13 protein-coding genes and 2 pseudogenes are annotated in these 15656 nt (G+C 71.2%); 10 read left to right on the top strand and 5 right to left on the bottom strand.

The window, feature by feature from the left end; translation table 11 throughout:
- Window positions 1-45: 45 nt before the first annotated feature.
- Complete coding sequence (locus ABD207_RS21675) at window positions 46-1161, bottom strand: CobW family GTP-binding protein (RefSeq protein ID WP_344014761.1); 1116 nt, start codon at window positions 1159-1161, stop codon at window positions 46-48.
- A gap of 314 nt (window positions 1162-1475) precedes the next feature.
- Between ABD207_RS21675 and ABD207_RS21670 the strand changes: the two genes are divergently transcribed.
- Window positions 1476-2036 (top strand): DUF6082 family protein, encoded by a 561-nt coding sequence (locus tag ABD207_RS21670; protein ID WP_344014759.1) that lies wholly within the window; start codon window positions 1476-1478, stop codon window positions 2034-2036.
- A gap of 182 nt (window positions 2037-2218) precedes the next feature.
- Window positions 2219-2410 (top strand): annotated as a pseudogene (locus ABD207_RS21665) (beta-glucosidase); the annotation flags it as partial.
- 63 nt (window positions 2411-2473) lie between these two features.
- On the opposite strand, the gene ABD207_RS21660 reads toward ABD207_RS21665, so the two are convergent.
- Window positions 2474-2752 carry a hypothetical protein gene (locus ABD207_RS21660; RefSeq protein WP_344014758.1) on the bottom strand — a complete coding sequence of 93 codons (279 nt, stop codon included), beginning with the start codon at window positions 2750-2752 and terminating at the stop codon, window positions 2474-2476.
- 407 nt (window positions 2753-3159) lie between these two features.
- On the opposite strand from ABD207_RS21660, the gene ABD207_RS21655 reads away from it, so the two are divergent.
- The 7 genes and pseudogenes from ABD207_RS21655 to ABD207_RS21625 all read left to right on the top strand — a co-directional run bounded on the left by ABD207_RS21655 (window position 3160) and on the right by ABD207_RS21625 (window position 10320).
- Window positions 3160-3642 carry a hypothetical protein gene (locus ABD207_RS21655; RefSeq protein WP_344014757.1) on the top strand — a complete coding sequence of 161 codons (483 nt, stop codon included), beginning with the start codon at window positions 3160-3162 and terminating at the stop codon, window positions 3640-3642.
- The gene (locus tag ABD207_RS21650; protein WP_344014756.1) at window positions 3639-4247 is read left to right on the top strand and encodes a toxin; all 609 of its coding nucleotides are present in this window, start codon (window positions 3639-3641) and stop codon (window positions 4245-4247) included. The genes ABD207_RS21655 and ABD207_RS21650 overlap by 4 nt, the downstream gene beginning before the upstream one ends.
- On the top strand, window positions 4244-5434 hold the full coding sequence (locus tag ABD207_RS21645) for an MAB_1171c family putative transporter (RefSeq protein WP_344014755.1): 1191 nt from the start codon (window positions 4244-4246) through the stop codon (window positions 5432-5434). Before ABD207_RS21650 ends, ABD207_RS21645 begins: the two co-directional genes overlap by 4 nt.
- Complete coding sequence (locus ABD207_RS21640; protein ID WP_344014754.1) at window positions 5427-6824, top strand: NAD(P)/FAD-dependent oxidoreductase; 1398 nt, start codon at window positions 5427-5429, stop codon at window positions 6822-6824. The genes ABD207_RS21645 and ABD207_RS21640 overlap by 8 nt, the downstream gene beginning before the upstream one ends.
- A gap of 88 nt (window positions 6825-6912) precedes the next feature.
- Complete coding sequence (locus ABD207_RS21635; protein ID WP_344014752.1) at window positions 6913-7851, top strand: ferredoxin family protein; 939 nt, start codon at window positions 6913-6915, stop codon at window positions 7849-7851.
- 104 nt (window positions 7852-7955) lie between these two features.
- Window positions 7956-9629, top strand: coding sequence for an ATP-binding protein (locus ABD207_RS21630; protein ID WP_344014751.1), 1674 nt, complete (start codon window positions 7956-7958; stop codon window positions 9627-9629).
- Window positions 9626-10320, top strand: a pseudogene (locus ABD207_RS21625) (response regulator). Before ABD207_RS21630 ends, ABD207_RS21625 begins: the two are co-directional and overlap by 4 nt.
- 293 nt (window positions 10321-10613) lie before the next feature.
- Here ABD207_RS21625 and ABD207_RS21620 read toward each other — a convergent pair.
- From ABD207_RS21620 to ABD207_RS21610, 3 genes are all read right to left on the bottom strand, one after another.
- Entirely contained in the window at window positions 10614-12206 is a 1593-nt protein-coding gene (locus ABD207_RS21620) for a solute symporter family protein (protein ID WP_344014750.1), read from the bottom strand.
- Window positions 12203-12685, bottom strand: coding sequence for a DUF485 domain-containing protein (locus ABD207_RS21615; protein WP_344014749.1), 483 nt, complete (start codon window positions 12683-12685; stop codon window positions 12203-12205). Before ABD207_RS21615 ends, ABD207_RS21620 begins: the two co-directional genes overlap by 4 nt.
- A gap of 122 nt (window positions 12686-12807) precedes the next feature.
- Complete coding sequence (locus tag ABD207_RS21610) at window positions 12808-14931, bottom strand: DNA gyrase/topoisomerase IV subunit B (protein WP_344014748.1); 2124 nt, start codon at window positions 14929-14931, stop codon at window positions 12808-12810.
- A 439-nt stretch (window positions 14932-15370) separates the two neighbouring features.
- Here ABD207_RS21610 and ABD207_RS21605 point away from each other — a divergent pair, with 439 nt between their 5' ends.
- Window positions 15371-15598 carry a DUF7455 domain-containing protein gene (locus ABD207_RS21605; RefSeq protein ID WP_344014746.1) on the top strand — a complete coding sequence of 76 codons (228 nt, stop codon included), beginning with the start codon at window positions 15371-15373 and terminating at the stop codon, window positions 15596-15598.
- Window positions 15599-15656 lie beyond the last annotated feature (58 nt).

Raw genomic sequence — 15656 nt, 5'->3', positions numbered from 1 at the left:
CACTCCTCCTTGCCCTCAGCCTCCTTGCCCTCAGCCTCCTTGCCCTCAGGCCGGCTCGTCCGGTCCCGTCGGCTCCCAGTCGTCCACAGGCTCCGAACCGGTCGCCTCCGGCGCCTGACCGTCCTCCGGCGCCTGCACGTATCGCAGCACGCCCCACATGCCGTGCTCGTCGGCCGGTGGGGCGCCGCTCGTGCACGCCTCCAGCTCCTTGCGGAGCTTCCCCGTGTCGATGCCGGTCCCGATGAGCACGAGCTGGGTGAGCCGCTCCGCCCCGGCCGGCCAGGGCTCCGGGTAGAAGCGCAGGAACCGCCCGACCGCGTGCACCTCGTAGCGGTTGCGGGTGTCGTACGGCCCGAAGTCGATGTACCCCTTGATCCGGTACAGCCCCTCGGGCCGGCTGTCGAGGAAGTCCATCGTCCGCCGCGGATCGAGCGGCTCGCCCGAGACGAACGACAGGCTGTCGTACTCCGTGTGCAGATGCCCGGCGTGATCGGGCTCCTCGTCCTCGTGCCGGGGCAGGTCGTCGAAGGAAAGCTGCCCGATGCGCTCGGTGGCGGGACGGCAGTCGAAGAGGAACTCGGGGTCGATGCGGCCGTAGGTGGCGGGCACCACGGGGGCGCGGTCGGCGAGCGAGCGGACGGCTTCGAGAACCCGGTCCGCGTCCGCCGCCCGGTCGAGCTTGTTCACGACGACGAGATCGGCGAGTGCGAGGTGGCGGTCTATCTCCGGGTGCCGGGCTCGGGTCTCGTCGAACTCGGCGGCGTCCACGACCTCCACCAGCCCGCCGTAGACGATGCCGGGGTTCTCGCTGGCGAGCACCATCCTCACCAGCTCCTGCGGCTCGGCCAGGCCACTGGCCTCGATCACGATCACATCGATCCCGGCGGAGGGGCGGGCGAGCCGTTCGAGGTAGGTGTCCAGTTCGCTGCTGTCGACGGCGCAGCACAGGCAGCCGTTGCCCAGGGAGACGGTCGAGTCCCCGAGCGCCCCGGCCACCGCCATGGCGTCGATCTCGATCGCCCCGAAGTCGTTCACCAGCGCGCCGATACGGCTGCCGCCGCGGTGGTGGAGAAGATGGTTCAGCAGCGTGGTCTTCCCGGAGCCGAGGAACCCGGTCAAGACCACGACCGGAATCTGCCGACCGCTGCTCCGCTCCACCACGCGACCCCTCTTCCACCTACGCGCACCCCGGCGCCGAACCGGCGCAAAGACTTCAGGATTGGCTGACGCCCCAGGATACGAGCCGTAAGAACAGCGGCCCAGTGAACGATTGTTAGCAGCATTTACTGGGCAGACGTTGGGCAAGGAGCCGGATTGTGCGACCCTCGCATCCATCCGTGCGCCTCCTCTCCGCCTTCCTGCCGATCAGAGCCGCTCGGCACCCTGGAAGGTGGCAAGCGCCGCCCATCGCTCGCCGGTCCTGCCCGCCCACCCTGCATCCGACGACCGGCGGACGGCCGCCTGGGGTTTTTGACATGGCCACACAGAATGTGGGGTTTCAGATGCTGCGCTCCGCCGCCGCGGGCGCTCTGCTCATGGCCGCGGGTGCACTCGCGGCCATCGCCGCCCAACGGCACGCCATGGAGACGATGCGCCAGCGCGTGGAGGAACTGGAGGAGCAGGCGCGGGCGCAGCAGCGGTCCAACCTGGCCTGGCAGCAGCGCCAGCACTGGGAGTTGCTGAGCAAGGCGATGGACGACCCGGACCTGACCGAAGTCCTGGACATCTACGACACACCCGTCAGCCCCCAGCGGCGGCGCCAGTACCTCTTCGCCAACGCCCTCTACACCAACCTCCTCTGCTACCACCGCATCGGCAATCTCACCCGCGAGGAGTTCTTCCAGCACGTACGGGCCATGTTCCAGAACCCGGTCGTCCGGGAGTACTGGTACGCCACCCGGCACCTCAGGGCGAGCCTCACGGGGACCGAGGAGGCCGAGCTCGGCGCGCTCGTCGACCATCTGCTGCTGCAGCTCGAGGAGGCGGACACCGACGAGTGGTGGGTGGTCGGGGAACCGCCGCCCGCCGACGAGTGAACGATTCTCCACGCGCTGCCGGAACGGATCCGCGGCATGCCGCCCGATCAGCGGTACCCGCCCCCTCCCCGGGCGAAGGCCGGTGAACGCCACCCCCACCGGCCACCCACCATCGGTCCGCCCCCGTGACCCCGTCCGCACGGGGCAGGCGCCAGGCACAGGCGAGGGAGAAGCGGTAGGCACCCAGGCCGAGCGACTTCCTCGGCTACGGCTCGGGGGTGCACGCCCCTGGCCGCACAGTCGCCGCGCTGCGCGCCGCCCACCACCTCAGCCTCGGCCACGGGCTGCCGGAGGCCCTGCGCGACCGGCTGCCCGCCGACGCCCGCGCGCTGGTACTCCGAGGTCGCGCGGACCGGCGTGCTGCCCGGCGACTGACCGCTGACCACCGGGACGGGAACGCCCTCCCCGGGCGGTCCCGGCGCCATCGGCAACAGCCCTCAGGCGTCCGGGATGTCGGCCTTCGCTCTGACGAGGGTCTCCCGGGTGATCACCACGATGCGCTCGTAGTCGGCGCGGACGGCGTCGGCGGGGAGATCGGCCTCCAGTGAGTCAGTCATGTCCGTGCCGATGACCGCGAACTTCCCGTTCGCCAGCTCGAAGATGTCTGGGCACGTCCCACCCGTGGTGCTTCCCCGGAAGCGGGGAGCGACACCGAGGCGGCGGATGATCTGACTCACTGTAAATCTCCTCTGTTCTTGGCACGAGCGTCTCGCCATGCTGCGGTCGCCCTGGGGCAATCATGGACCCACACGCTGGTTGGAGCGTGCTGCTCGCCGCGCGAGCAGCACCCACATCGCCCCTGTTAACAACGAGAACAAAGGGCTGAAACTTGACGGAATCTTAGGGTCCCCTCGCAGGTGTCCGCGCCCACTTGGGCAGAGAACATCGCGTCGGCCGACGTGCCACAGCCCGCCCGTCGACCGTAACGGTCCTTTCTCACGACGAAACAATCGTTTGAACGCCATGGGCTCGCCGCGTACTGTGCGATCGACACCGTCACACACCCGGGAGCGGATCGGTGGAGCACCCGCTGGCTGAGACACTCCGGCGACTGAGGGCGCACGTCGGAGAGGACGGCCTCGATCCTGCGGACCTGGCTGCCCGGACGGCCCTTCCCGAGCACGTGGTGCGCGCTCTGCTGCACGGTGAGGAGGGACCTGCCGACACGGTGGAGGAACGCGTCTGTGAGCGCATCAGGACGCTCGCCGAGGCCCATGTGGTCCGCACCGGCAGGAGGCCTGGCGATCTGGTCTCCGAGATCGCGGCCCGCCTCGGCATCTCCCAGGTCTGGGCCCGCAAACTGCTCAAGGGCGAGAAGCTGCCCAATGTGCCGCTCCTGCACGGCCTCGCCGACTTCTTCGACGTCGTTGGAGGAGAGGTCTTCTTCACCGCACCCGCGGCCGACGCGCTGAACCGGACCCTGCTGCCGCTGCTGGAGAAGTACGAGAATCCCGCGTCCGACCCGGTCCAGGCCCTGCTGCGGAAGTACGGCGTGCGGGCCACGGACCTGCGCTCGCACGGCTGTCTGACGCCCGAGCAGCTCGAGACCCTCCTCGAGGGTGTGATCAAGTCCGTCCTGCCACCGGAGGGAGGCACCGCACGTTGAGCACCCGATTAATGAAGTCCCTGCTCGCCGCGCTCGGGAAGGAGGCGAGCAGGTTCGTACAACGACCCGCCGAACCACGGGTCGTCATGCGTGCGTTCTGCCAGGCGATGAGCGCACGAACGGGCCGCCCGATCCAACTGCTGTTCCGTGCCTTCCCGGCGGACATACCCGTCTCCGGGATGCGCCTCGACCTCGGGGAGAGCACCATCATCGTGGTCGAGGGGAACACGGTGCCCGAGGCACAGCTCGTGATTCTCGGACACGAGTTGTGGCACGAGGAGCAGGGCGACTGCGGGCACCACGTCGCCGGGATGCCCGCTGCGGCGCGCGCCCTCACCGACCAGCCCTCCGACGCGGTTCAGCGGGCGGTGGAGCAGATTCTCACCACCGGGGAAGTATCCCGCGAGGCCCTGCTGGCCGTGGCCGCCCGCGCCGGGTCCGTGGACGACCACGAGGTCACCGCCGAGACCTTCGGGCTGCTGTTCGGCCGTGAGGTGCGCACCTGGATGACGGGGCGCTACGCACAGGATCCCGTCAATCCCACCACCGTCGAGGGCCGGCTCAATCTGTCGCTGCTCGGCCGGGGCGGGCGCATCATCCGATGAGCCCCCGCATCCACATCCCCTACACCGTACCGACGCTGCTCCTGGCGCTGGCGCTGCTCTGCAAATTCCCCACGCTGCTGCGGGCCTGGCGCGACCCTCACATCCGGGCGACGACCGCGCTGCTCGCCTGCGCCACGGCCGTCCTCGTCGTCATCACCCCGGTCAACATCCACCGGCTGAACGTCTGGACCGGAGTCCCGAACATCGCGGCACCGTGGGCCTACAGCTTCCTCACCGGGTTCTGCGCGGCGGCCCTCATCATGATCATCCGGTGGCGGGAGGCGCCCTCCGAACGACGCCGGCGGCGCATGATCGCGATCTACTGCATCTACGGAGGCGTCATCGTCGCCCTGTGGGTGACGTTCCTCCTGGCCGACGTGCCCGAGCCGCGGGTCTACGACCTCGACACCTACTACGCCACCACCCCGTGGATGCGGGAGCACACCCTGCTCTACGTGCTGGCCCACATGGTGTCGTGCCTGGTCACCGCCTCCATGCTGTGGACCTGGTTCTCCGAGATCTCCAACCGGTGGATCAAGTGGGGGGTCGTGCTGCTGCAAGCCGGGTACGCCACCGGGCTCGTCTTCGACGCGTGCAAGCTGATCGCCGTCGCAGCCCGCTGGACCGGCAACGACCTGGACATCCTGAGCACCCATGTGGCTCCCCCCTTCGCGCTGACCCAGGCCTGCCTGGTGGCGCTGGGCTTCCTGGTTCCGCAGGTCGGGCCCTTTCTGCGGACGTGGAGCCGCGACCAGCGCGAGCACCTGCGGCTGCGCCCCCTGTGGCGCACGGTCCGCGTCGTCCGGCCGGCCGCCGCACCCGCCCGGTTCGGCTGGTGGGCGCCTCTGGACCTGCGTCTGATGCAGCGTCAGCAACGCATCCATGACGCCCTCCGTCTGCTCGCCCCTTATTTCGACCCCGCGTTGTACGAACGCGTCCACGCCGTGGCGGCGGCCGGGCACGACCCGGCCCGGGCACGCGGCATCGCGGGTGCCGTCGCCATCCGCGCAGCCGTCGAGGCGTACCGCGCGGGCACCCCTCGCAGCACGAGCGACCTGCCCTCGCAGATCGGCCCCGCCGTCACCGACCACATCGACGACATCTCCCGGTCCTTGTACCGGCCCCGCACCCTCGACCGCATCCGCCAGCGGGTGACCAGCACAGAAAGCGTGAACGCACATGCCTGACACAGCCACCTGCCGGCCCACCGCCGTCGTCATCGGCGCCAGCTCCACGGGCCTGTTCGCCGCGGCCGCACTCGCCGACCACGCCGACGTCATCCTCGTCGAACGCGACATGCTCCCCGACGGCCCGGCGCCCCGGCGGGGCGTGCCCCAGGCGCGGCACGCTCATCTCGTGTGGAGCGGAGGGGTGCTCGCCCTCCAGGACCTGTTGCCCGGTCTCGTCGAGGACGTCGTGGCCCACGGGGGCCGGCTGATCCGCGTGATGGCCGACATGGTCTCCCGCGCGCCCAACGAGGTCTGGTTCCGCCGCTTCGAGCACGGCCACCACCGCAATCTGGTCTGCTCCCGCGACCTCCTCGACCACGTCACCCGACAGCACGTCCTGACCCGCGACCACGTCACCGTCCGTCAGGACACCACCGTCCTGGGCCTGGCGGGCGACGCCGACCGCATCACCGGCGTCCGGATACGCAGCGGCGGGCAGGAGACCACCCTGACCGCCGATCTGGTCGTCGACGCCTCCGGCCGCGGCTCCCACGCCCACCGCTGGCTCACCGGCCTGGGCCTCCCGCAGGTCGCCGAACGCGAGGTCGACGCCGGCATCGCCTACGCCACCCGCCTCTACCGCGCCCCCGGCAGCACCGCCGACACGGACTTCCCGCTCATCAACGTCCAGGCCAACCCCGCCAAGCCCCCGGGCCAGGGCGGCGTCATCCTCCCCGTCGAGGGCGGTCGCTGGATCGTCACCCTCGCCGGATCCCGAGGTGGTGAACCCCCCGCCGACCCCGACGGGTTCCTCGACTTCGCGCTCGGACTCGGCGACCCCGTCATCGGCGAACTGCTGAAGGCCGCCGAACCGCTCAGCGACGTCGTCACCACCCGCTCCACCGCCAACCGCCGTCGCTACTACGAGAAACTCCGCCGGTGGCCCGACGGGTTCACCGTTCTCGGTGACGCCGTCGCCGGCTACAACCCCGTCTACGGGCACGGTCTGACCGTCGCCGCCCAGTGCGCCCTCGCCGTCCGCAGCGTGCTGCGTGACCACCGCATCACGGCCCCCGGCACCGCACGCCTCCTCCAGCGCGCCGCGGCCCGTCCCGTCGCCGCCGCCTGGGACCTGGCGGTGGGGCAGGACGCCTTCTACCCCGGCGCCACGGACTCGCCGCCCACCGCCCTGGAGAGGTTCCTCGCACGCCTCGTCGACCGGGCCGTGGTCACCGGCGCCCGCAACCCCCGCGCCATGACGGCTCTGCTCGACGTCATGAGCCTGGAGAAGCCGCCGACCCGCTTCCTCTCCCGGGACATGCTCGTCCCCATGCTGTTCGGCCCGAGGAAGCCGCTCCTGCAGGGCCCACCGCTCGCCGAGCACGAACGGAAGTCGGCCGTCTCCTGACCCGGGTGCCGCTCCCTCGGGCGGCCCCGGCCGGGGACACGGTGGGGTGCCACGGCACGCCGGAGCAAGTCAGGTTAGGCTCACCTCTGTGAGTACGTGCTCAACCGTCTCCCGCGAGCTCGACGAGCCCGTCGCGGGAACCGCGGCGACCGCGAGGACCTGGCTGCTGCTGGAGCAGCCAGGACCCTGGGGTGCAAAGGCGCTGACGTCGAGCCATCTCGACCCGGCTCTGGGCCGGGCCCTGGAGGCGGCCGCGCAGGGCACCGGGGTGCGCATCGCGCTGATCCGCCGCCCGGGGCGGCACGCGGACTTCCACGCACCTGCTACCCGCCAGGTGTATGCGGCCCACATCGTTCCGGGGAACGTATGGCTGCACTCCGCCACCACCACGGATCCCGGGCAGCTCCTCGGCCTCGACTTCGCCGCGCTCGGCAGGGGCGAGCACGCCACCTTCGGCTCGGCGCTCGGCGGCCGGCCGCACGATGGCGATCCGCTGACCCTCGTCTGCACCAACGGCAAGCGCGACCGCTGCTGCGCACTGCTCGGGCGTCCGCTGGCGGCCGAGCTCGTCTCCTCCGGTGTCGACGGGGTCTGGGAGGTGACGCATCTCGGCGGGCACCGCTTCGCGCCGACGGTGCTGGTGCTGCCGTACGGCTACGCGTACGGCAGGGCCGAGGCGCACTCCGTCAAGGAGGTCCTGCAGGCGGCGCGGGAGGGCAGGGTCGTGGTGGACGGCTGCCGCGGGAGCTCCGCCTGGGAGCGTCCCGGCCAGGCGGCGGAGCTGGCCGTGCGCGAGGCGGCGGGCGAGTACGCGGCGGAGGCGCTGCGCGTGGTGCGGACGGACGGCGCGGCTCCGCGCTGGCGGGTGACCGTCGCCCACGCCGACGGCCGCCGGTGGCTCGTCGAGGTGGCCCAGGGTGCGTCCCTGCCGCCGCGCCCGGAGAGCTGCGGCTCGGTGCTGGGCTCGCCCACGCGCATGGACGTGGTCGCGCTGCACGAGGTGACGATGGCGGCACTGGCGAGCTGAGCAGGGGCAGGGCCGGGGCCGCTCGCGGTCGGCATGCGAACGTCGGGCGAGATCCACGCCACACCCCTACGGCGCCTCGCGCCCGCGCACGTACCGTCATGGGCATGAGCGCCACTCCCCCCGCTCGCCGGCTGCGTCTGGGACTGCCCCGGCGGGTGTTCTCGCAGGTGCTGCTGATGCAGCTGGCGATCGCCGCGGGAGTCGCTGTGCTGGCGACCGGGCTGTTTCTCGCGCCGCTCGGCGATCAGCTGGACGACCAGGCCATGCGCCGCGCGCTGGCGATCGCACAGACCACGGCCCAGCAGGACCGGATCGCCGAGGACCTGCGCAGCACTCCCCCGTCGCCGGACGGGCCGGTGCAGCAGGAGGCGGAGCGGATCCGCAAGACCACCGGGGCCGAGTACGTGGTGGTGATGGACAAGCGCGGGGTGCGCTGGTCGCACACCGACCCGCGCCGGATCGGCGGCCATGTCTCGACCGACCCGGGCAGGGCCCTGGCCGGCCACGAGGTCATGGAGATCGACGAGGGCACCCTGGGGCGCTCCGCACGGGGCAAGGTGCCGCTGCGCGACGACAGCGGCGAGATCGTCGGGGCGGTCTCGGTCGGCATCGCCTACGACAGTGTGCGGGCCCGGCTCATCCAGGCGATCCCAGGGCTGCTCGCGTATGCGGGCGGCGCGCTGGCCGTCGGCGCGCTCGCCGCGTGGCTGATCTCCCGGCGGGTGCAGCGGCAGACCCGTGACCTGGCCTTCTCGGACATCGCTGCCCTGCTGGCCGAGCGGGAGGCCATGCTGCACGGCATCCGGGAGGGCGTCGTCGCCCTCGACCGCGCCGGGCGCATCCGCCTGCTGAACGACGAGGCGCAACGGCTGCTGGACATCGGCGGCGAGGCCGTGGGCCGCACCCCGGACGAGGCGCTCGGCGCGGGCCGCACGGCCGATGTGCTGGCGGGCCGGGTGACGGGCACCGATCTGCTGACGGTGAGCGGGCCCCGCGTGCTGGTGGCGAACCGGATGCCGACCGACGACGGCGGCGCCGTGGCCACCCTGCGCGACCGCACGGAGCTGGACCAGCTGGGCCGGGAGCTGGACTCCACCCGCGGTCTGATCGACGCGCTGCGCGCCCAGGACCACGAGCACGCCAACCGCATGCACACCCTGCTGGGGCTGCTCGAGCTGGAGATGTACGAGGAGGCGGTGGAGTTCGTCGGCGAGGTCGTCGGGGATCACCGGGCCACCGCCGAGCAGGTCACCGAGAGGATCCGTGACCCGCTGCTCGCCGCGCTGCTGGTGGGCAAGGCGACGGTCGCCGCCGAGCGGGGTGTGGCCCTGAAGGTCTCGGACGGCACCCGGCTGCCGGACCGGCTGATCGACCCCAGGGGGCTGGTGACGGTCGTGGGCAACCTGGTGGACAACGCCCTGGACGCCACCGCGGGCACTCCGGGGGCGCGGGTGGAGGTCGAGCTGCGCACCGAGGGGCGAACGGTGGTGCTCGTGGTGCGCGACACCGGGCCCGGGATCGCGCCCGAGCAGCGCGAGGTGGTGTTCACCGAGGGCTGGTCCACCAAGCGGGCGCCGGAGCACCGCGAGCGCGGCATCGGACTCTCCCTGGTGCGCAGGTCCGCCGAGCGTCAGGGCGGCAGCGCGACCGTGGGCGAGGCACCCGGCGGCGGTGCCGAGTTCACCGTGGTCCTGCCGGAGGCGCTGACGGACACCGAGCCGCAGCCCGCCCTGTCCGGCACGGCAGGCCCGGGGGCCGCCGAGGAGGAGTCGCGATGATCGAGGTCCTGGTGGTGGACGACGACGTCCGGGTGGCGCGGGTCAACGCCGCCTATGTCGAGAAGGTCCCGGGCTTCCATGTCGCCGGGCTCGCGCACTCCGCCGCCGAGGCGCTTGCCGGACTGGAGCGGCGGCCGGTGCCAGACCTGGTGCTGATGGACCACTATCTGCCGGACGACACGGGGCTGGCGGTCGTGCGGGAGATGCGCCGGCGCGGCCACCAGACCGACGTGATCATGGTGACGGCGGCACGGGACGTGTCCACCGTGCAGGCGGCGATGCGCCACGGTGCGCTGCAGTACCTGGTCAAGCCGTTCGCCTTCGCGGGCCTGCGCGCCAAGGTGGAGGCGTACGCGGAGCTGCGGCGGACGCTGGACGGCGGCGGTGAGGCGGAGCAGGCGGAGGTGGACCGCATCTTCGGCGCCCTGTCCGCCTCCGGGGAGCCCCAGCTGCCCAAGGGACACTCGCCCACCACGGCCGACCTGGTGCGGCGGTCGCTGATGAACGCCGAGGGCCGCTGTCCGCCCAGGAGATCGCCGGACTCACCGGGGTGAGCCGGCAGCCCGCGCAGCGCTATCTGAAGCTGCTGGAGCGCACCGGCCGGGCCACGCTGACGCTGAAGTACGGCGACGCGGGCCGCCCGGAACACCGTTATGTGTGGGCGACCCGCGCCTCGGGACACGGCCCATAGGGGCGGGGGAAGGAACCGTGCCCTCCCTACATACGGACGGGGGCGCCGTGCGTCTCCATGACGTGCCGGTCCTCACACCGGGCCGGGTGCCCCGGTCACCGGCCGTTCCTCACACAGGGCCGGGTGCCCGGTCACCGGCCGTTCCTCACACAGGGCCGGGTGCCCCGGTCACCGGCCGTTCCTCACACCGGGCCGGGTGCCCGGTCACCGGCCGTTCCTCGCTGCGCGCCCGGCGCCCTGGTCACCGGCCGGTCCTCGCACCGAGCCCGGCGCCTCGGTCACGCCCCCGGTGCTCACACCGCCCCGGCCCCGGTCAGGGAGCGCACCTCGGTCTCCGCGTGGCGTGCCGCGTCCGGTTCCTCGTCGGAGGTGACGGTGCCGAGCCAGCCGGCGAGGAAGCCGAGCGGGATGGAGAGCAGGCCCGGATTCTGCAGCGGGAACAGCTGGAAGTCGACGCCGGGAAAGAGGGATTCGGGACTGCCGGAGACCACCGGTGAGAGCAGGACCAGCAGCACCGAGGGGACGAGACCGCCGTAGACGGCCCAGACGGCACCCCGGGTGGTGAAGCCGCGCCAGAACAGGGAGTACAGCAGCACGGGCAGGTTGGCGGAGGCTGCGACCGCGAAGGCGAGGCCGACCAGGAAGGCGACGTTGAGGTCGCGGGCCAGCAGGCCGAGGGCGATGGCGACCGCGCCGATGGCCACGGCGGCGGCCTTGGCCACGGCGACCTCGCTGCGCTGCTTTCCGCCGGGGCGGCGCAGCGTGGCGTACAGGTCGTGGGCGACGGACGCCGAGGAGGCGAGGGTGATGCCGGCGACCACGGCGAGGATGGTGGCGAAGGCGACCGCCGCGACGACCGCGAAGAGGACCGTTCCGCCGGTGGAGCCGGCGCCGCCGCCCAGGTCGAGGGCGAGCAGCGGCACCGCGGTGTTGCCGGAGGCGTGCGAAGTGCGGACGGTCTCGGTGCCGACGATGGCGGCGGCGCCGAAGCCGAGGACGATGGTCATCAGGTAGAAGCCGCCGATGAGTCCGATCGCCCAGATCACCGACCGGCGCGCCGCCCGCGCGGTGGGCACGGTGTAGAAGCGGGAGAGGATGTGCGGCAGACCGGCCGTGCCCAGCACCAGGGCGAGGCCGAGGCTCATGAAGTCGAAGCGGGCGGTCCAGTCGCCGCCGTAGGACAGGCCGGGGGCCAGGAAGGCCTCGCCGTGGCCGCTGCGCTCGGCGGCGGTGGACAGCAGCCGGTTGATGTCGCCGTGGAAGCGCAGCAGTACGCCGACGGTCAGGGCGACGGTGCCGCCGAGCAGCAGGACCGCCTTGACGATCTGGATCCAGGTGGTGGCCCGCATGCCGCCCACCGACACATAGATCACCATGAGCGCTCCGACGCCGATGACGGTCCAGGCGCGGGCCGCCTCGCTGCTGCCGCCGAGCAGCAGCGCGACCAGGCTGCCGGCGCCCACCATCTGCGCCACCAGGTAGAGCACGGACACGGTGACCGAGGAGGTGCCCGCGGCGATCCGCACCGGCCGCTCGCGCATGCGGGACGCGACGACGTCGGCGAGGGTGAACCGGCCGCAGTTGCGCACCAGCTCGGCGACGAGGAAGAGCACGACCAGCCAGGCGACCAGGAAGCCCACGGAGTAGAGCATCCCGTCGTAGCCGACCAGGGCGATGAGTCCGGAGATGCCGAGGAAGGAGGCGGCGGACATGTAGTCGCCCGCGATGGCAAAACCATTCTCCATCGGGGTGAAGAGCCGCCCGCCCGCGTAGAACTCCTCCGCCGAGCCCTGCCGGTGCCGGCTCACCCAGGTGGTGATGGCGAGGGTGATCGCGACGAACGCGCTGAACAGCAGCAGGGCCAGGGTCTGGTGGTCACCCGTCATGCGGCACCGCCTCTGGAGCGCGACAGCTCCTGGGTGTCCCAGCGCAGGTCCAGCGCGGCCCGGTCCCGGCGGAGCCTGGCGTGGCGTGCGTAGGCCCAGGTCAGCAGGAAGGTGGTGAGGAACTGTCCGAGTCCTGCCAGCATGGCCACGTTGACCGCTCCGGTGACCTGCCGGGCCATCAGCTCCGGCGCGGTGGTGGCGGTGACGACATAAGCCACGTACCAGACGAGGAAGGCGACGACGCCGGGGACGACGAACCTGCGGTAGCGGCTGCGGACCTCCTGGAAGGCCGCGCTGCGCTGGACCTGGAGATACACGTCGGCGGGGTCGGCGGCGGCTGCGTCCCCCGCCCGCGCCGGGGGCACCGGCGCGGGCGGTTCGGCGGACTCGCCCCAGCCCGCGGCGAGGGCGTCGTACCACGGGTCGTCGTACTCGGCGTCCCGTGACGGAACGCCGGGCCGTCCATTGCTTGACTGCATGTCCAAGGATGGACAGAACGGGAAGATCCCTGACTCTTCTTCCCCGGCGCCTTCACCCCATCAGGTGACGCGTCGTGCTGGTCACGGGGGCCGTTGCGCCCGGCAACGGCCCCGTGCGGCGGTCAGGCGTCGATGCGCGAGCGGTCCAGCGTGGCGGCCGAGCTGGAGATGAACTCCTTGCGCGGGGCGACCTCGTTGCCCATGAGGAGCTCGAAGACCTTCTCGGCGGCCTCCAGGTCGGTGAGGTTGATCCGGCGCAGCGTGCGGTGGCGCGGGTCCATGGTGGTCTCGGCCAGTTGGTCGGCGTCCATCTCGCCGAGGCCCTTGTAGCGCTGGATGGAGTCCTTGTAGCGGATGCCCTTGCTCTGGAACTCCATGAGCTTGTCGCGCAGTTCCCGGTCCGAGTACGTGTACACGTACTTGTCCTGGCCCTTCTTGGGCTGGACGATCTCGATCCGGTGCAGCGGCGGCACCGCGGCGAACACCCGGCCGGCCTCGACCATCGGGCGCATGTAGCGGTGGAACAGGGTCAGCAGCAGGGTGCGGATGTGGGAGCCGTCCACATCGGCGTCGGTCATCATGATGATCTTGCCGTAGCGGGCCGCGTCGATGTCGAAGGTCCGCCCGGAGCCGGCTCCTATGACCTGGATGATCGCGCCGCACTCGGCGTTCTTCAGCATGTCCGTGACGGACGACTTCTGGACGTTGAGGATCTTGCCCCGGATCGGCAGCAGCGCCTGGAACTCGGAGTTCCGGGCGAGCTTGGCCGTGCCGAGCGCGGAGTCGCCCTCGACGATGAACAGCTCGCTGCGGTCGACGTCGTCGCTGCGGCAGTCGGCGAGCTTGGCGGGCAGCGAGGAGGACTCCAGGGCCGTCTTGCGGCGCTGGGCGTCCTTGTGCTGGCGGGCCGCGATGCGGGTGCGGGCCGCGGCGACGGCCTTCTCCAGGACGGCCCGGGCCTGCTGGGCGGCGTCCCGCTTGCTGGAGGTCAGGAACGCCTTGAGCTCCTTGGAGACCACATTGTTCACGATGCGGCGGGCCGCGGAGGTGCCGAGGACCTCCTTGGTCTGACCTTCGAACTGCGGCTCGGCGAGGCGCACCGTGACGACCGCGGTGAGGCCCTCCAGCGCGTCGTCCTTGACGATGTCGTCCTCGGCGACGCGCAGCAGCTTCTTGGCCCGCAGCACCTCGTTCAGCGTCTTGGTGACGGCCTGCTCGAAGCCGGCGACATGGGTGCCGCCCTTGGGGGTGGCGATGATGTTGACGAAGGACTTGACGGTGGTGTCGTAGCCGGTGCCCCAGCGCAGCGCCACGTCCACACCGAGTTCGCGGGTGACCTCGGTGGGGGTCATCTGCCCGCGCTCGTCGAGCACCGGGACGGTCTCCTTGAAGGTGCCCTGGCCGGTGAAGCGGAGGGTGTCGCAGATGGGCTTGTCGGAGGCCAGGAACTCACAGAAGTCCTTGATGCCGCCGTCGTAGCGGAAGGACTCCTCGCCCTTGCTGCCGCCCTCGCCGAGCCCGTACTCGTCGCGGACGACGATGGTCAGGCCGGGCACCAGGAAGGCGGTCTGGCGGGCGCGGGCGTGCAGGTTCTCCAGGGAGAGCTTGGCGTCCTTGAGGAAGATCTGCCGGTCGGCCCAGTAGCGCACGCGGGTGCCGGTGCGGCTCTTGGGGATCTTCTTGATCTTGCGCAGCCCGCTCTTGGCCTCGAACTTCGCGTCCGGCCCGGGGCCGGAGAACTCTCCGGGCACGCCCCGGCGGAAGCTGATGGCGTGGGTGTGCCCGCCGCGGTCCACCTCGACGTCCAGGCGGGCGGAGAGGGCGTTGACCACGGAGGCGCCGACGCCGTGCAGGCCGCCGGAGGCCGCGTAGGAGCCGCCGCCGAACTTGCCGCCGGCGTGCAGCTTGGTCATCACGACCTCGACGCCGGACAGGCCGGTCTTGGGCTCGACGTCCACGGGGATGCCGCGGCCGTTGTCCCGGACCTCCACCGAGCCGTCGTCGTGCAGGATCACCTCGATGCGGTCGCAGTATCCGCCGAGGGCCTCGTCCACGGAGTTGTCGATGATCTCCCAGAGGCAGTGCATCAGACCGCGGCTGTCGGTGGATCCGATGTACATGCCGGGGCGCTTCCGCACGGCCTCGAGCCCCTCGAGGACGAGCAGGTGCCGCGCGGTGTAGTTGGAACCGTCGCGGTCTGCTCCTGCCAGCAGCGCTGTGGACGGCACGGACGTCTCGGCGGTCACGCGGTTCGCTCCTCGCTGAATTTCAGTTGGGGCCCTCGTGGGTAAGGGCACCGCTTCAGTCACCGGTAGGAGGGTACCGAGGCCTGGTAGAGCCGTTGTAACGCCACCCTCGACTGACCACAGCATAGTCCCGAGTCGTATACTTGTTCGATCCCTCGATGGAGTGAAGCACACATCACGTTCCCTTCCGGGCATGAACCATTTAGGCTCCGGGCACGTCCTCATGAACAACCGGCAACCCAGCCGGGAGGGCCGACCACCGAATACGACGCGAATCCGTACGACACAGAGACACGCAATACGGCACATTCGCCGCCAACCGGCAACAGCCAGCCGTCTCGGAAGATTTTTTCGAGAGAAAGCCACGAGCGGGAACGTTTTGGGGCTGGTTGGATGTTGACCCTGGTACGACAGCTCGTCGAGCTAGAGAAGAGGCGACGTGACTACTGTTCTGACTTCCGCGAGCCCGCTGACGGCCGCCGACCGCTGCGACCGCTGCGGCGCCCAGGCCTACCTGCGCGTCGTCCTGCTGAGCGGCGGAGAACTGCTCTTCTGCGCCCACCACGGTCGCAAGTTCGAGCCGGAACTCAAGAAGATCGCCGCTGAGATACAGGACGAGACGGAGCGGCTCACCGCCCCGGGCAACGCCTCCGGCGAAGAGCGCTGACATCTCGCGTACGACGACGAGCAGCCCGGCACAGGCCGGCACACGGGCGGCCGCCTCC

It is taken from the genome of Streptomyces thermospinosisporus, assembly GCF_039526425.1.
GTDB lineage: Bacteria > Actinomycetota > Actinomycetes > Streptomycetales > Streptomycetaceae > Streptomyces > Streptomyces thermocarboxydovorans.
Note: the sequence above shows the minus strand (reverse complement) of the source record. Positions and strands in the feature narration are given on the sequence as shown.

What these genes read in the sequence shown, in the direction of transcription:
- ABD207_RS21615 (WP_344014749.1), bottom strand. Translation starts at nt 12,685, where the DNA reads ATGCAGTCAAGCAATGGACGGCCCGGCGTTCCGTCACGGGACGCCGAG.
- ABD207_RS21645 (WP_344014755.1), top strand. Translation starts at nt 4,244, where the DNA reads ATGAGCCCCCGCATCCACATCCCCTACACCGTACCGACGCTGCTCCTG.
- ABD207_RS21670 (WP_344014759.1), top strand. Translation starts at nt 1,476, where the DNA reads ATGGCCACACAGAATGTGGGGTTTCAGATGCTGCGCTCCGCCGCCGCG.
- ABD207_RS21630 (WP_344014751.1), top strand. Translation starts at nt 7,956, where the DNA reads ATGAGCGCCACTCCCCCCGCTCGCCGGCTGCGTCTGGGACTGCCCCGG.
- ABD207_RS21620 (WP_344014750.1), bottom strand. Translation starts at nt 12,206, where the DNA reads ATGACGGGTGACCACCAGACCCTGGCCCTGCTGCTGTTCAGCGCGTTC.
- ABD207_RS21640 (WP_344014754.1), top strand. Translation starts at nt 5,427, where the DNA reads ATGCCTGACACAGCCACCTGCCGGCCCACCGCCGTCGTCATCGGCGCC.
- ABD207_RS21660 (WP_344014758.1), bottom strand. Translation starts at nt 2,752, where the DNA reads ATGGCGAGACGCTCGTGCCAAGAACAGAGGAGATTTACAGTGAGTCAG.